The 14,107-nt window shown below is 61.9% G+C and carries 16 protein-coding genes; 9 read left to right on the top strand and 7 right to left on the bottom strand.

The window, feature by feature from the left end; all coding sequences use genetic code 11:
- Positions 1–310: 310 nt before the first annotated feature.
- Positions 311–1,273: a helix-turn-helix domain-containing protein gene (locus HAP41_RS02275; RefSeq protein WP_166061475.1), complete on the bottom strand. Its 963-nt coding sequence runs from the start codon at positions 1,271–1,273 to the stop codon at positions 311–313.
- Between the two features lie 284 nt (positions 1,274–1,557).
- Between HAP41_RS02275 and HAP41_RS02280 the strand changes: the two genes are divergently transcribed.
- Positions 1,558–2,091: a PaaI family thioesterase gene (locus HAP41_RS02280; RefSeq protein WP_166061461.1), complete on the top strand. Its 534-nt coding sequence runs from the start codon at positions 1,558–1,560 to the stop codon at positions 2,089–2,091.
- 157 nt (positions 2,092–2,248) lie between these two features.
- Positions 2,249–2,677: an SDR family NAD(P)-dependent oxidoreductase gene (locus HAP41_RS02285; protein ID WP_166061413.1), complete on the top strand. Its 429-nt coding sequence runs from the start codon at positions 2,249–2,251 to the stop codon at positions 2,675–2,677.
- Between the two features lie 677 nt (positions 2,678–3,354).
- On the opposite strand, the gene HAP41_RS02290 is transcribed toward HAP41_RS02285, so the two are convergent.
- The 3 genes from HAP41_RS02290 to HAP41_RS02300 form a co-directional block, all read right to left on the bottom strand.
- Positions 3,355–3,675 (bottom strand): hypothetical protein, encoded by a 321-nt coding sequence (locus HAP41_RS02290; protein WP_085403633.1) that lies wholly within the window; start codon positions 3,673–3,675, stop codon positions 3,355–3,357.
- A 185-nt stretch (positions 3,676–3,860) separates the two neighbouring features.
- On the bottom strand, positions 3,861–4,283 hold the full coding sequence (locus tag HAP41_RS02295) for a tautomerase family protein (protein WP_166061359.1): 423 nt from the start codon (positions 4,281–4,283) through the stop codon (positions 3,861–3,863).
- Positions 4,284–4,424: 141 nt separating this feature from the next.
- Entirely contained in the window at positions 4,425–4,883 is a 459-nt protein-coding gene (locus tag HAP41_RS02300) for an SDR family NAD(P)-dependent oxidoreductase (RefSeq protein ID WP_166061330.1), read from the bottom strand.
- 92 nt (positions 4,884–4,975) lie between these two features.
- On the opposite strand from HAP41_RS02300, the gene HAP41_RS02305 reads away from it, so the two are divergent.
- Positions 4,976–6,544 carry a long-chain-fatty-acid--CoA ligase gene (locus HAP41_RS02305; protein WP_248577171.1) on the top strand — a complete coding sequence of 523 codons (1,569 nt, stop codon included), beginning with the start codon at positions 4,976–4,978 and terminating at the stop codon, positions 6,542–6,544.
- The gene (locus HAP41_RS02310) at positions 6,477–6,803 is read left to right on the top strand and encodes a hypothetical protein (protein WP_166061320.1); all 327 of its coding nucleotides are present in this window, start codon (positions 6,477–6,479) and stop codon (positions 6,801–6,803) included. Before HAP41_RS02305 ends, HAP41_RS02310 begins: the two co-directional genes overlap by 68 nt.
- A 95-nt stretch (positions 6,804–6,898) precedes the next feature.
- Here the strand turns inward: HAP41_RS02310 and HAP41_RS02315 are convergent, their stop codons facing one another.
- Positions 6,899–7,459, bottom strand: coding sequence for a TetR/AcrR family transcriptional regulator (locus HAP41_RS02315; RefSeq protein ID WP_166061311.1), 561 nt, complete (start codon positions 7,457–7,459; stop codon positions 6,899–6,901).
- Between the two features lie 100 nt (positions 7,460–7,559).
- On the opposite strand from HAP41_RS02315, the gene HAP41_RS02320 reads away from it, so the two are divergent.
- Entirely contained in the window at positions 7,560–8,969 is a 1,410-nt protein-coding gene (locus tag HAP41_RS02320; protein WP_166061280.1) for an amidase, read from the top strand.
- 102 nt (positions 8,970–9,071) lie between these two features.
- Here the strand turns inward: HAP41_RS02320 and HAP41_RS02325 are convergent, their stop codons facing one another.
- Complete coding sequence (locus tag HAP41_RS02325) at positions 9,072–9,254, bottom strand: hypothetical protein (RefSeq protein WP_166061247.1); 183 nt, start codon at positions 9,252–9,254, stop codon at positions 9,072–9,074.
- Between HAP41_RS02325 and HAP41_RS02330 the strand changes: the two genes are divergently transcribed.
- Positions 9,247–10,158, top strand: coding sequence for a LysR family transcriptional regulator (locus tag HAP41_RS02330; RefSeq protein ID WP_166061215.1), 912 nt, complete (start codon positions 9,247–9,249; stop codon positions 10,156–10,158). The genes HAP41_RS02325 and HAP41_RS02330 overlap by 8 nt on opposite strands.
- A 367-nt stretch (positions 10,159–10,525) precedes the next feature.
- Positions 10,526–10,780, top strand: a complete 255-nt coding sequence (locus HAP41_RS02335) for a cupin domain-containing protein (RefSeq protein ID WP_224580535.1) — start codon at positions 10,526–10,528, stop codon at positions 10,778–10,780.
- Between the two features lie 47 nt (positions 10,781–10,827).
- Here the strand turns inward: HAP41_RS02335 and HAP41_RS02340 are convergent, their stop codons facing one another.
- Positions 10,828–11,778, bottom strand: a complete 951-nt coding sequence (locus tag HAP41_RS02340) for a LysR family transcriptional regulator (RefSeq protein ID WP_166061203.1) — start codon at positions 11,776–11,778, stop codon at positions 10,828–10,830.
- Between the two features lie 98 nt (positions 11,779–11,876).
- Between HAP41_RS02340 and HAP41_RS02345 the strand changes: the two genes are divergently transcribed.
- Together HAP41_RS02345 and HAP41_RS02350 are read left to right on the top strand one after the other, a co-directional pair.
- Positions 11,877–13,058 carry an MFS transporter gene (locus tag HAP41_RS02345; protein ID WP_166061184.1) on the top strand — a complete coding sequence of 394 codons (1,182 nt, stop codon included), beginning with the start codon at positions 11,877–11,879 and terminating at the stop codon, positions 13,056–13,058.
- 10 nt (positions 13,059–13,068) lie between these two features.
- Entirely contained in the window at positions 13,069–14,103 is a 1,035-nt protein-coding gene (locus tag HAP41_RS02350) for an aldo/keto reductase (protein WP_166061130.1), read from the top strand.
- Positions 14,104–14,107 lie beyond the last annotated feature (4 nt).

Genomic DNA, 14,107 nt, shown 5'->3' on the forward strand with positions numbered 1-14,107 from the left:
TCCCCAAATCGGTCCCCAAATTTAGCACGGATTGGGGCGGACAGGAACGATCAACGGCGCGCAGTGATGAAAGAGAGACCTTTCAATCAAGCAATGCTTAGAAGCTAATGGCGGTCAGAGGCGAACGTGTCCGGTCGCTAGTTCGGGGGACACTCTCTCCGCCAGCTCCTATCGAATGTTAGGTAGATCTCTGTTTTCGACGGTCGACCCCCGGATTGCTTCTGGGCGCGGCAGGGGTTGGAAAGCGAGATCCTTTCTGAATTCGGTCGAGAGCCGAGCTTAACTGCGCTTGCCTCTGTTTCTGCAGCCTTCACACCCGTGCGCTGTCGTTACCGGTGGCGCCTGCTCCGACGGCGCCCGGCGCGGTGCCGAAACGCCGGCGGAAGCCGCGCGCAAAATGCGTGTAGTCGCGAAAGCCGCAGGCGTAGGCAATATCGCTGAGAGGCTGACCTGTCTTCATCAACGCGCGGCGTTCGATCAGACGCGCCGCATGATCCAGACGGGCCGAACATATGTGGTGACCGCATGTCGACCCACGGACCGTGAACAGCTTCTGCAAATAGCGCAGTGAAATTCCCGCCTCGGCAGCCACCTCCCGCGGAGAGATGTCCGGATCGGCAAAGCGGTCCTTTATGATGCCGCAGACGCGCATGAACAGCTTGTCGTTGTGACGCGAGCCAAGCGGGGCGGGAGGTGCAAACAGTGCGCCGAGGAGATCGTAGACCACCAGATGCATAAATTGGTAAGTCGACGCGAACGCCGGCTCTGCATCGCTGATCGGGTCAAGAGCGAGTTGACAGAGCAGACGTGACGCTTGCGCCTGCCGAGGGCCGCACACGCCACCTTGCGGTTCGAAGCCGAGATGCGACGCCAGCTTCTGGCGCGGCACTTGCACACCAAGCCATTGCGCGCTGTCTTGGGCCCGCGAGATGAATGTCACGGGTTTTGTGGAATCGAGCAGGATGACATCGCCAGCAGTGATATTTACGACTCGGTCGTTGTGAATGATGATCGATTCGCCGGTATCCTGAACTGTGACGAAATAGTACTCCATGTTATCACGGCGAATGTCCTGTTCCGTCCGCTCAAGGCGGGTAGCGCTGCAGGTGAGATCCACTGCAGCGAATCCGAAGACGCGCCGCGTGCGCACCTTGCTGGCGAAGAAGTTGGTTTCGCGAGCAGGAGTAAACCATCCCCAATCCTCGCGCATTGCAGCTCGGAAACCGTCATAGTCCAATTCTGGAGCGCTGAGAAAATCGTCGCTCGGGTGCATCATCGCCTCCGCGGGTCTTGGTAAGCCTAATCGCACGGTTTGTAACGGCCTGCGCCGAAAACACGGGCAGACGTCGATCAAGCTAGCGTGGCCCGAGACAGGTCCCGCTCAACTCTGCGTCACGCCAAATCACGCCGCCGAGATCGTGTCAGCATCGCCGCGAGGCGCGCCAGGCGGTGCGCGTTAGTACGGACGATTGGGCGCGATCGCCTCACGACACCTGAGGTCCAGCCGCCTAGATTCCGATCCTGGTAGTCACGCTTTGACGAGAATCGGAGACAACAATGATTACAGAAGTTGAGAATAGAATGACGCCAACGGGAAACCGGGCTCTTTTGACCGAGCAGGCAACGCAAAACGAGTCCGATCCCGCCTTGGGAGTTGGGCGGCCTGGAATTCCGGTTCCGCTTCATTGTTTGCCAGTGACGGATGCCACAGTTCTTGAGTTGTACGAATATGTTTTCGCGCCTTGGGTGAAAATGCTCGGCCTTCGCGAGTTCAAGGTCTGCCCGGGCATCGTGTCCGCGATGCTTCCACAAAATGATGCGCTCAAATTGTCAAGCTGCGCGGTATGTGGCCAGGCAATTATGGCGGCCATTGACTCGGTTGCATCACTGTCCGTGGGCACGACGGGGCTCATCACTAAAGGCACCGTGTATCAGCACACTCACTTCCTGCGTCCAGCCGTCAACGATGACTATCACGTAAGAGCAGAAGTATTGCGCTTTGGCAAAGCGTCGGCCTTCACGGAAACCCGCGTTTCGTTTGCGTCTACGGGAAAGTTGGTTGCACACGCCAGCCTGGAATTCGCCTTCTGACTCGCATCCAAGGCTTCATCACCCCAACCCGCCGCTCCCGACGTCTGTTCAAGCTCGTTCTCGGACATTCCGGTCGCGGTACGCCGCCAGTTCCTGACCAGCCATACCGGCTGATCATCTCGCATTGACCCGCAACCCTCATCACCGGAGTCAAACTATGACCAGGACCATTCTCATTACCGGCACATCGAGCGGCTTCGGCCGCGAAACCGCGGAAAAGCTGGCGCGCGACGGCTATCGCGTGTTTGCCGCGATGCGCGACATCGCCAGCCGCAATCCCAGCCACGCCGACGCGCTGCGAAGCCAGAAAATAGGCGTCGTGGAACTCGACGTTACCGATGACGGCTCGGTCGATCGCGCCGTTGCTTCTATCCTCGCCGAGGCCGGCAGGATCAACGTGCTGGTCAACAACGCCGGCATTGCGTCGGTCGGCGTAACCGAAGCCTTCACGGCGGATCAGGCGAAGGCGATCTTCGACACCAACGTCATCGGGTTCCTCCGCGTTTCGCGGGCAGTGCTGCCTTCGATGCGTCGGGAGTCCGGGAGACGATCTCGACATCGGGAAAGGAGCGCCCCGCGTGCATGAGAATGGACGACAGGAGCAACGGAGTTTGCATCATTAAGCCAAGCATGGCGAATGTTCCCTCGGTTTCAACGCTTTCACTTCAGCCGCAAGCGACTGTTCGTGCGGGCAGGAGATGGTCCGCACGGGTATCCATTTGGCGAGAGGTCTTCATCAGCCAGGACGACTCGCCCGCCCTCTCGCCCTTGGGTGCCCGGTCCCCGAACACGCGCCTTCGCGCGAGACCTGAGAAGGATGGCGAGCTTGAAGTGAACGACTAGCAGCCTGATCGCAAAGGACGTGACGAGCCATATGACTGACAGGGGCATTTGTCTTCCAAACACGATTTAGATTCGATGCTGTGAATGAAGCTAAGACTCTGGAAGCTGGATGTCGTGAGCCGCCGGCGCCCTTTCACCGGTACTGGCACGCACCGCTCGCTGCCACGTCGCGCCGCGAAGCGGTCAGGCCGACGCGGAGACGGATAACGGCGGCGCAGATAGGGCTGGAAGCAACGCCAACGTCGTGAGCAGGGTGCGACGGTCGATGCCGGAGCGCAGAATGGCTTCCTTCATGTTCGGCTACTCCTAATTCAAATAGATCGGATGAAGCAGGTTCGGCGAAAATGCGATGGACCGCTCTGCCGCTGATCACGCTCATCGCCCTTCCCGTTCGCTGGGAAGGCGCCATTGGGCCGGAAATTAGTTCGAGACCGATTTCACCTTGCGGACGAGCACGCTGTCGCCGTTCCGGCTGATTTCGAGCGCATTTACCTGGTGCGGTGTTGAGAACGCCACGCTCTGACCCGGTGCAAGAACACACACAACACGGATCGGCGTTCCCGTCATGCCCTGTGCAAGGGTCGTTACGACATGGAATCCGTCGCGCTCTACGGTGTAGTAGGCGACACCGGACAGTTCGCCAACGTCGACGCTCATGGCATCAATCGGACGCAGGCCATCGGCGTGGGCGGGCTGCAGAGAGGCGAACGCTGCGGCAACAAGCAGGCTACGGATCGACATAGCGATCTCCTTTGGGTTGCGACATAAAACCCTGTAAAGCGTCGAGGCTGCAGAACACTGCGACGAGCCGGCCGGGCGGTATTACGTCCGCCCGGCGCCTTTCGGCATTTTGGCGTTCGCGCCGCCGAAGTTTGGCGGATTGATACCCATCGCCGCGATCAGCTCGCTGAAGGCTGCGCCCACACTCAGGTATATGCTGACGGGCGGTTCTCTTTGACCCAGTGCTTTTCAGCCTCAGAATCGGGGTCAGGCGGCTTCATTCCTTGGATGGTCCAGAAATCGATTGGCGTTTCGTCAATGTGGACCTCCCAGCGATAACCCCGCTCGCGTGTGAAGGGATTGAGCATAGTGTTGACGCGCTCCAGCCACCACGCTCGCCGCTCGGGAGCAGTTGCGCGAGCAATCTGATCAATCCAAATCCTGACAAAATCGTTCGCTGGCTTTCCGCCGATAAAAAACGAGTTCTTCGGCAATTCGTGAAAGACAGCGCTTGCATAGAACCGGGGCAAGCCGACACCCGCGTAGAGGTCCGTGATACGCGTCGCAAGCGCGCACTTGTCCTCGGCTGAGTACGCATTCTCCGGACAGTAAATATGCCACAGAGGCATTTGAGTTCTCCTTGTTAAGCTTTGGCGATATTCGTCCTGGCCTCTTCGTTCTTTCGAGGGCCTATTCCTGGCAGGGCGCGCCCGCCAGCGTGCTGCCGCGTGAGGACGGGTCGACTGCAGGCGCCGGCCCGGAACGCTCTATCACACGAGTTTTTCGAGATGCCCGAGGCCCAGACCGTCGACGACGGCCTTCTGGACGGGCGCGATGTCGGCATTGATCTTGTCAGCACCGAACGACGTGCCCACCACCGTCCGAGCGGCGCGACTGCCCTTCGCCTGGCCGATGAGCTTGGCGACGGCCTCGGCAATGTCGTGAGGCTTCGGAGCGTCCTTTCCCTGCAACATTGACGTGAAGGTCTTGTAAATGGCGTCGGGAATCTGGCCGACCTCGCCGTAGGACTTCGTGATGTCGCCGTCGGCAGGCCTCTGGATGCTCGAGTACAGGCTTGTCGGGTAAGCGCCAGGCTGAACTTCCACCACGTCTACGCCGAGTTGGGAGACCTCCAGCCGAATGCTGTCGGTCAAAGCTTCGATCGCCATCTTGCTCGCGCCGTAGATGCCGACGAAGGGGAACGTCACTCGGCCGAGGACCGAGCCCATGTTGATAATGAGGCCTTCGCGCTCCCGACAAGCCCGATCACATCACGAGCTACAGCGGCCTTCTCGAGCGCAGTTCTCGGCTCGCAAATGCATTGGACTCGATCGGCATTAAGCCAGGCGATCGCGTGGCGACCTTAGCCTGGAATAGCTATCGGCATCTGGAGCTATACTTCGGCATTTCCGGAATGGGAGCCGTTTGCCACACGATCAATCCAAGGCTGTTCGTGGACCAGATCATATACATCATCAACTACGCCGAAGATGCGATTGTATTCTTCGATCTGGCTTTTATCGATCTCGTACACTCTTTAATGCCGCAATGTCCGACTGTTGAAGCGTGGATATATCTGGGCGAGGCTGGCGACGCAAAGATCGTGGGAGCCAAAGGCTTCCCATCCTATGAAGGATTTCTCTCCGGGTGCTCGGAAGCTTATGCATGGCCCGAGTTCGACGAGAACACGGCATGCGGACTGTGCTATACGTCGGGAACGACAGGAAACCCAAAGGGTGTGCTGTATAGCCATCGCAGCGCCGTGCTGCATTCCTGCGCCGCAGCGCTCCCAGACGCTTGTCGTATTTCTCTGGATGACACGGTCGCGCTTGTCTCGCCGATGTTCCACGCAATGTCTTGGGGAATGCCGTATTGTGCAACGGCGACGGGTTCGAAGCTGGTGATGGCCGGCCAAAACGTCGACGGTGAGAGCCTGCACAGGTTGTTCGAGGACCACGGGGTGACTTTCGCCGGCGGCGTGCCGACGGTCTGGCTGGGCTATGTTCGATACCTGCAAAGCGCCGGCGTGAAGCCGACGACGCTCAATCGCGCGCTGATCGGTGGCACGGCATGTCCGGCCTCCCTGATGGAAACGCTGCAGGACGAATACGGAGTAGACGTTCTGCATGGCTGGGGCATGACGGAAACCAGCCCGCTCGCGACGATCTCGAAGCCACTGCGCAAGCACATGACCTCGTCGAGAGCTGAACGGCGGTCTCGCCAGGTCAAACAAGGACGTGCGCTTTTCGGGGTCGAAATCGGGATTCGCGATGGCAACAACAGAAAACTCCCCCACGATGGCAAGGCAGTTGGCGACCTCGTGGTTCGGGGGCCCTGGATTGCCCGCGCGTATTACAAAATGCCGGAAAGCGAGCGTGCCGATGGCTGGTTTTTCACGGGTGATGTCGTCACGATCGACAGCGACGGTTATATGCAGGTTACGGATCGCTCGAAGGACGTCATCAAGTCCGGAGGCGAATGGATATCGTCTATCGAACTCGAAAACCTGGCGATGGCCCACCCCGAAATCGTCGAAGCGGCGGTGATTGGTATTGCGCATCCAAAATGGGACGAACGCCCGCTCGTGCTTGCGGTCCGGCGCCAGGGATCGAGGCTCGAGGCGCAAGATCTCCTGACCTTTTACGAGGGCAAGATCGCGAAGTGGTGGATGCCGGACGATGTTCTGTTCGTCGACGAGCTTCCGCACGGGGCGACCGGAAAAGTCCTGAAGACCAAATTGCGCGAGCTTTACGGAAACCGCGATTCCGCCGCAATCAGCCAGACGCGCAACCCGCCCGCCGCCGAAGCCAACGGAGGTTCCTATGTCAGTCCGCAGCTCGCTTCTCGCAGCCGCCGTCACCTTCGCCTTACTCGGGGCCGCACACGCTAACGGCCTGCGGCCGATCGAGGGCCTGAGCATCAATCTCGGCGATGTATCCGGCGTCGCCTACTACACGGTCGAGCCCGATGGATTCCGCGTCGTCACGACTCTTGCACAGGGTGAAGCGGGAACGCCGATCCGCTTTGTGACAGTACTGGCGCCCGGTCAGCGCGTCGTTGTCTCAACGCCATACCAGGCCCCCGCGCTCGAAGTCAGCCGAAAGGGCGATGAACTGCTCGTCCGCAGGGCGAGCACGTTCTCCAATTGACTGTCAATTGGCACGCAAGCGCCGACGTGAAGAAGCCAAAGATGTCCACGATTCATCTCCGCCAGCTATTTGGACGGCGCAGGCAGGATCGGCTTTCAGGTCGGGATCAAGCCTGATCCGCGAAAGCTTTCGATCAGCGCATCGAACAATTTCAGGTCGGCGCGGCTCCGCGCCATCAGTTGCGCGCCGGCAACGGCCGCGTAGATCGCGCGCGCCCTTGCTTCCCGCTTGCTGGCGGGAACTGAAGCCGCAGCGAGCATCCTGGTCAGCCAGGCCACGTTGACATCGGCGAACGCCTGCACCTCGGTTTTCACGGCGTCCGGCAGATCATCATATTCGGCTGCCATGAAGCTACAGAGGCACATGCGATTGTCCTGCTCGAGCGATCGACGAAAAAGTCCTGGGTAGGCCCGGAGCGCCTTCCTCGGATCGCTGTTCGCCGTTGAAAGAGCTTCGAGATTCGCCACCGTGTCCTCCCAATAGCGTCTCGCCACCGCTGCTCCCAGCTCCGCCTTACCTGGGAAGTGGTGATAGATGCTCGCAGCCTTGATGCCGACTTCAGCGCCGATGTCGCGGAAGTTCAGCCCGCCATACCCGTGGGCCTGAGCCGTCCTGCGCGCTGCAGCCAGGATCGCTTCCCTCGCATTTTCGTTCATCGTGATCACCTCAACGTGTCCCTACCAAATGACAGGTAGGGATTGAAGTCCATAAATGCGAGGGACATGTCCAGCCTACCAAATGGCAGGTAGGACAGATATGATGGATAACATCGTTAGAATGGACGCCACCCGCATCGCCCAGCTGATCGCTCAACGGGAGCTTTCGCCCGTCGAGGTCATGCGGGCGCATCTCGACCGCATCGCGGCGGTCAATCCCAAGCTGAACGCGATCGTGACGCTGGCGGACGGCGCGATCGAAGGCGCCAGGACGGCCGAAGCGGCGGTGATGTCGGGCGCCCAGCTCGGCCCTCTCCATGGCGTTCCGTTCACGGTCAAGGATGGGATCGACACGGCGGGTGTGCTGACACAGCGCGGCTCGTCGATTTTCAGGGGGCGCGTGCCTGACACTGATGCTACCGTCGTGGCCAGGCTGAAGGCCGCCGGCGCCATCCTCATCGCAAAAACGAACCCGCCGGAATTTTCCTATTCGATCGAAACCGACAATCTCCTGACGGGCCAAACCAACAACCCCTGGAACCTCGATTACACGCCGGGCGGATCGAGCGGCGGTGAATCCGCTGCCATCGCAGCGGGCATGTCGCCACTCGGTGTGGGCAGCGATCTCTCGATCTCGTTGCGCGGCCCGGCAGCACATACCGGTGTCGTCGGATTTAAAGCGACTCACGGTCGAATGCCGATGACGGGCCACTGGCCTCGGGTACCGCGCCGTTTCTGGCACATCGGTCCGATGGCGCGTTCCGTTCGCGATGTGGCGCTCGCTTATTCCTTGATGGCAGGACCTGACGGTGCCGACGGCTTCTCGGTCAGCTCGCCCAACCTCGATACAGGGGTAGGTACGAAATCGACCCGTGAGCTTCGCGTAGGCTGGATGGCCTCTCCGGGCTTCTTCGGACCCATCGATCCGGAAGTGGTCGCGACCGTGAAGGCAGCGGCACATGCGCTGAGCAATGCCGGCTACCACGTCGAACAGGTCCGGTTGCCGGTCGTGGAGCAGACCGATGCCAACAGCGTCCTCTGGCAGCTCCAACAGATGGAAACCCGGCGCGAGTTCGAGAAGGTCACTGCCGGCCACGAGGCCCAGATCTTCAGGCACGCCAAATTGGTCCTCGATACACCTGACACGCCGATAGCCGACTTCGTCGCCGCCGAGCAGGCCATAGAGCGCCTTCGCGACAGCTTCGCCGAATACTTCCAGCGCTACGATGCGCTGCTATGCCCGGTGACCCCGTTCCCGGCGACCAAGCATGGTCTCAACGCCCTCGTGGTCGATGGTGTGACGGTTTCACCCTTTCACGTCATGAGCGCCACATCACCGTTCAGCTTGACGGGAATGCCCGCTCTATCAATGCGGTTTGGAACGAGCCATGACGGTCTTCCGATCGGCGTGCAAATCGTCTCCTCCTGGTTGGCGGAATCGACGACGCTCAAGGTCGCCTCGCTCCTCGAGGAGGTGAGCCCGGTTCGCGACCGTCATCCGACTATCTGACGATGAAAGGGCGGGATTCAACCCGCCCTCTCCCCTGAGAGCATCCACCATGAACGATGAGCTGACGATATCGCGGCTTGCTCAATCAACCGACGGTCACGTTCAATTGCGTCGCAAATCCTGGTGCGCTCCGGTCATTGTCGCCGTCCATAGGTTCGCTATCGGTTGCCGCTCCCTTCCCTCATGAAGTTCCCGCGCGCGCCGGAACATCACCGGAAACAGGACGTCATGAAGGCACACAGCAGCGCTCTCGAAGAGGCCGAGAAGGATGATCAGAATGAACATTCAAGTCTCGCTCACCGCGCAGCCGATCGACCTGAATTCCCTGCAGACATTCGTCGCTGTCGTGCGCGCCGGCGGATTTGCGGCGGCAGCCCGCGAAACCAACACGCCGAGGTCGTCCGTCAGCTTGCGCATCCGCAGCCTGGAGGCGGCGCTCGGCGCGCGGCTCTTCAAGAGGTCCACGCGCGCTTTTGCCCTCACGGCCGCAGGACGAGAACTCTACCAGCGTTCGGCTGGCGCGCTTGCCCTGCTGGTCAACGCGCTCCGGGGGGTAAGCGGTGCTGACGACCCATATGCCGGCGAAATCCGCATCACGCTGCCGGCCGACTTTCCGGTCAGGATCGTGGCAGCCGCGATCGGGGATTTCAGAAACGATCACCCCAATGTGCGCTTTGAGGTGTCGCTCACTAACGACGTGCTCGATCTCATCTCCCAGGATATTGATATTGCGCTCCGCATCGGAGCGGCCAATCCTCAGGAAGCCCTGATCAAGGGCGCAATCGACATGAAGTTTGGTCTTTATGCGAGCGCAGACTATGTGAGCGGTCACGGGATCCCCGTCGATATTCGCGACGCGTCGACCTTGATCGGGCCATCGAGGCCGGAATTGCTGCGCCTTCTATCCCGCTCCTTGCCGGGCGGGGCGACGTGGCCCGCCTTTCATGTCGCGGTCGACTCCTTCGCTCTTGCTCGTGAGCTTGTGCTGAATCACCAGGGGATTGGTCTGCTTCCGGAAGCCCTCTGCAGAGTGGAATACGCATCGGGGTTCGTCGTGCCGGTTTTGCCAGAGCAGTTCTCCGGGACGATCCGCCTGCATCTCACATATCCGTCGCGGGCCGATCTAAGCGCCAAGGTCGCGGATTTTACCCGTGTGTTCGAGCGACACCTTGCAGCTGCGGGGCGGTGATTTCCGTTGTTGTCGTTGTTCATGCCGACAGTTTGAGGCGGACCGTTCGGGCAGCAGAACTGGTCTTCGGGAAACTCCGATGCCAATTGGCCAGAACTACAGCCGCTGTGGCTTGCGGAAGGGGACTAATCCGCAGTCCTCCCGCATGCAATCTATCGAGCTCCGAAGTCAATGGAGCCTTGGCCAATGCAGAGCGTCATCACGACGAAGTTCGAAACGACCGAATTTGCCGGTCTCACGACGAAAATTATCAATCCGCAGGAAAGCCCGTTCACGGTGCTGGACATGACCATCAAGCCGGGCTTCGGCGGCACCCGCCCACATCTCCGAGGAGGAGGACAAGCTGTTTGTCCTCCTGGAGGGCCAGGTGAAATACCTCGTGGGAGACCAAACCGGGGTCGCTGGACCCGGTTCGCGGATTCTCGTGCCGAGAGGAGTTGTTCACGGCTTCACCAATGAGGGGCCGGCCGACGCGAGACACATCCTCGTCTCCACGCCGCGTCGTCACGAGGAATTCTTCCGCGATCTGCACAGGATCCCCGAGCCGCGCGAGCAGCACATGGACATGCTGCCGACGATCGCAGCGCGCAACGGCCAACGGATAGTTGGTCCGCTCCCATGACACGATGGGCAGCACCGAACGCGCGTATCGCCGCGATTTCGACGTCCCTAGGCCACCCTCCATTTCCCATCCCCCGCGCGCTTCAGCGCGGGGTCGTTCACCCGCACATGCTCGGCGAGGAAATCGATGAACGCGCGCACGCGCGCGGGCAGGGGCGCGGTGTGGCCGACATAGACGGCGTGGATGTCTTCGCGGTCGCCGGGATTGTAGCTCTGCAAGACCGGGACGAGGCGGCCCGATTCGATGTCGGGGCCGATGTGGAAGAGGGCGAGGCGGGCGAGGCCGACGCCGCCGAGAGCGAGGCGGCGAGCGATTTCGCCGTCGCTGGCGCGCGCGGCCGGTGGCGGCATGGCTTCCTCGGTGCGGTCGCCGCGCCGGAAAGGCCAACCGCCGCGGATGCGCGGAAAGGTCCAGCCGATGCCGCGATGCTCGGTGAGATCCGCCGGCGTCTTCGGCGTGCCGAAGCGCGCCAGATAGTTTGGGGTGCCGACGACGACCATGCGGCTGGTGCCGAGCTTTCGCGCGACCAGACGTGAAGCTTTCAGCGGCCCGACGCGGATGGCAATATCGGCCCGTTCCTGCATCAGGTCGATCAGCGTGTCGGTCAGCACGAGGTCGAGTGTGACCTCGGGATGGCGTTCGAGGAAGCGGGGAATCAGCGGTAGGACGTGCAGCATGCCGAAGGGAATGTTGCAGTTGACCGTGAGGCGGCCGCGCGGCGCAGCACCTGAAGCCGCCTCGCGCTCGGCCTCTTCCATCTCTCCGAGAATGCGCACGGCGCGCTGGTAGAAGGCCTGGCCCTCCTCCGTCAGCGTCAGCTTGCGCGTGGTGCGGTTGATCAGCCGCGAGCCGAGGCGCGTCTCCAGCCGCGAGATCAGCTTGCTGACGCCCGACGGGGTCAGGCGCAGTTTTCGCGCGGCCTGGGTGAATCCGCCGAGATCGACGACGCGGACGAAAACCTCCATCTCGGCGGAGCGGTTGGTATCGAAACGGGCCATGTTGAATTCATGTCACAAATGATTGGATTGCGGACATCCTAATGGTTTTGCTGCGCTGCGGCTATCTGCGTGGCTCGTCCCTCGCATTGGAGCCACGCATGCCTCCCGCCGTCCTCGCCCTCACCGCCGGTGCCTTCGGCATCGGCACCACCGAGTTCATCATCATGGGCCTGCTGCTCCAGGTCGCCGCCGACATGCACGTCTCCGTGCCGGTCGCGGGGCTGCTGATCTCCGGCTATGCGCTCGGCGTCTTCGTCGGCGCGCCTGTGCTGACGCTGGCGACGCGGCGGATGCCGCGGAAAACCGTCCTTCTCGCCCTGATGGCGATCTTCACGCTCGGCAATGCCGCTTGCGCGCTGGCGCCGAACTACGAATGGCTGATGGCGGCGCGGGTGCTGACTTCGCTCGCCCACGGCACCTTCTTCGGCGTCGGCTCGGTGGTCGCCACCAGCTTCGTCGCCGAGGACAAGCGCGCGTCGGCGATTGCGACCATGTTAATCGGCCTGACGGTCGCGACGCTCCTGGGCGTGCCCTTCGGCGCCTGGTTCGGCCTGATGCTCGGCTGGCGCGCGGCGTTCTGGGCGGTGACGGTGATCGGCGTGATCGCCTTCGCAGTGGTGGCCACATTCGTGCCCGGCCATGTCGGCAATGGCGACAAGCGGATCTCGCTCTCCGAGGAGGTCGCGGTGCTCGGCCGTCCGCAGGTGCTGCTCGGCCTCGCCATGACCGTGTTCGGCTTTGCCGGCCTGTTCGTCGTCTTCACCTATATCCAGCCGATCCTGACGCGCTTCACCGGTTTCCCGGAATCCGCGGTGTCGCCGATCCTGCTGGTGTTCGGTGCAGGTCTCGCGATCGGCAACGTCGCCGGCGGCAAGCTCGCCGATCGCGGCCTCGCGCGTGCCCTGATCGGCACGCTCGCGGCGCTCGCCATCGTGCTGCTTGGCCTTGCCGCCGTGCTGTCGGTCAAGATCGCAGCCATTGCGCTGATCCTGCTGCTCGGCATTGCGGCCTTTGCGACCGTCGCGCCTCTCCAGCTTCGCGTGCTGGAGGCGGCGGGGCCAAGCGGCCGCACGCTCGCCTCCAGCCTCAACATCGCCGCCTTCAATCTCGGCAACGCGCTCGGCGCCTGGGCGGGCGGCGTCACCATCGACCGCGGGCTCGGTCTCTCCGCGCTGCCGCTGGTCGCAGCCGGCATCACGGCTGTCGGTCTCGTGCTCGCGCTATGGAGCCTTCAGCTCGATCGAATGCAGTCCGCAGTCGCAGCGTGCCCGGCGGAATAGGAGAATGATCATGGAATATCGTAACCTCGGCGCTTCCGGCCTCAGGGTACCCGTCCTCAGCTTCGGCACCGGCACGTTTGGCGGCCAAGGCCCGCTGTTCTCGGCCTGGGGCCGCAGCGGCGCCGACGAAGCGCGCAGGCTGGTCGATATCTGCCTCGATGCCGGCGTCAATCTGTTCGACAGCGCCGATGTCTATTCGAAAGGCGCGTCCGAGGAAATCCTCGGCGCCGCGATCAAGGGACGCCGCGACAAGGTGCTGATCTCCACCAAGATGAGCTTGCCGATGGGCGACGGTCCGCTCGATGCCGGCTCGTCGCGGTATCGTCTGGTCGCCTCGGTCGAAGCTGCGCTGCGGCGGCTCGGCAGCGATTACCTCGATCTGCTCCAGCTCCATGCCTTCGATGCGTTCACGCCGATCGAGGAGGTGCTGTCCACCCTCGATACGCTCGTACGCGCCGGCAAGCTGCGCTATGTCGGTGTCTCCAATTTCGCCGGCTGGCAGCTGATGAAGTCGCTCTCAATTGCCGAACGGCACGGCTGGCCGCGCCATGTCGCGCATCAGGTTTATTACTCGCTGCTCGGCCGCGACTATGAATGGGAGCTGATGCCGCTCGCACGCGACCAGGGCGTTGGCGCGTTGGTCTGGAGCCCGCTCGGCTGGGGCCGGCTCACCGGCAAGATCCGGCGTGGAAGGCCGCTCCCTGCGAGCAGCCGTCTGCACGCCACTGCGCAGTTCGGCCCGCCCGTGGACGACGAGCGGCTCTATGCCATCGTCGACGTGCTTGATACGATCGCCGCGGAGACCGGCCGCACCGTGCCGCAAATCGCGATTGCCTGGCTGCTGGCGCGTCCGACCGTATCCTCGGTGATCATCGGCGCCCGCGACGAAGCGCAGTTGCGCGACAATCTCGGCGCGGTTGGCTGGTCGCTGAGCGCTGCGCAGATCACGCGTCTCGACGAGGTCAGCGCCGTGATGCCGCCTTATCCCTACTACCCCTATCGCATCCAGGAAGGCTTTACGCGCCTCAATCCGCCGCTGGTGTGACGAG

Origin of the sequence: Bradyrhizobium barranii subsp. apii, from assembly GCF_011516635.5 — a bacterium.
GTDB lineage: Bacteria > Pseudomonadota > Alphaproteobacteria > Rhizobiales > Xanthobacteraceae > Bradyrhizobium > Bradyrhizobium barranii.

Bases quoted from the DNA above. Each gene is read 5' to 3' on its own strand.
- HAP41_RS02275 (WP_166061475.1), bottom strand. From the start codon at position 1,273: ATGCACCCGAGCGACGATTTTCTCAGCGCTCCAGAATTGGACTATGAC.
- HAP41_RS02280 (WP_166061461.1), top strand. From the start codon at position 1,558: ATGATTACAGAAGTTGAGAATAGAATGACGCCAACGGGAAACCGGGCT.
- HAP41_RS02285 (WP_166061413.1), top strand. From the start codon at position 2,249: ATGACCAGGACCATTCTCATTACCGGCACATCGAGCGGCTTCGGCCGC.
- HAP41_RS02290 (WP_085403633.1), bottom strand. From the start codon at position 3,675: ATGTCGATCCGTAGCCTGCTTGTTGCCGCAGCGTTCGCCTCTCTGCAG.
- HAP41_RS02295 (WP_166061359.1), bottom strand. From the start codon at position 4,283: ATGCCTCTGTGGCATATTTACTGTCCGGAGAATGCGTACTCAGCCGAG.
- HAP41_RS02300 (WP_166061330.1), bottom strand. From the start codon at position 4,883: ATGGGCTCGGTCCTCGGCCGAGTGACGTTCCCCTTCGTCGGCATCTAC.
- HAP41_RS02310 (WP_166061320.1), top strand. From the start codon at position 6,477: ATGTCAGTCCGCAGCTCGCTTCTCGCAGCCGCCGTCACCTTCGCCTTA.
- HAP41_RS02315 (WP_166061311.1), bottom strand. From the start codon at position 7,459: ATGAACGAAAATGCGAGGGAAGCGATCCTGGCTGCAGCGCGCAGGACG.
- HAP41_RS02320 (WP_166061280.1), top strand. From the start codon at position 7,560: ATGATGGATAACATCGTTAGAATGGACGCCACCCGCATCGCCCAGCTG.
- HAP41_RS02330 (WP_166061215.1), top strand. From the start codon at position 9,247: ATGAACATTCAAGTCTCGCTCACCGCGCAGCCGATCGACCTGAATTCC.
- HAP41_RS02325 (WP_166061247.1), bottom strand. From the start codon at position 9,254: ATGTTCATTCTGATCATCCTTCTCGGCCTCTTCGAGAGCGCTGCTGTG.
- HAP41_RS02340 (WP_166061203.1), bottom strand. From the start codon at position 11,778: ATGGCCCGTTTCGATACCAACCGCTCCGCCGAGATGGAGGTTTTCGTC.
- HAP41_RS02345 (WP_166061184.1), top strand. From the start codon at position 11,877: ATGCCTCCCGCCGTCCTCGCCCTCACCGCCGGTGCCTTCGGCATCGGC.
- HAP41_RS02350 (WP_166061130.1), top strand. From the start codon at position 13,069: ATGGAATATCGTAACCTCGGCGCTTCCGGCCTCAGGGTACCCGTCCTC.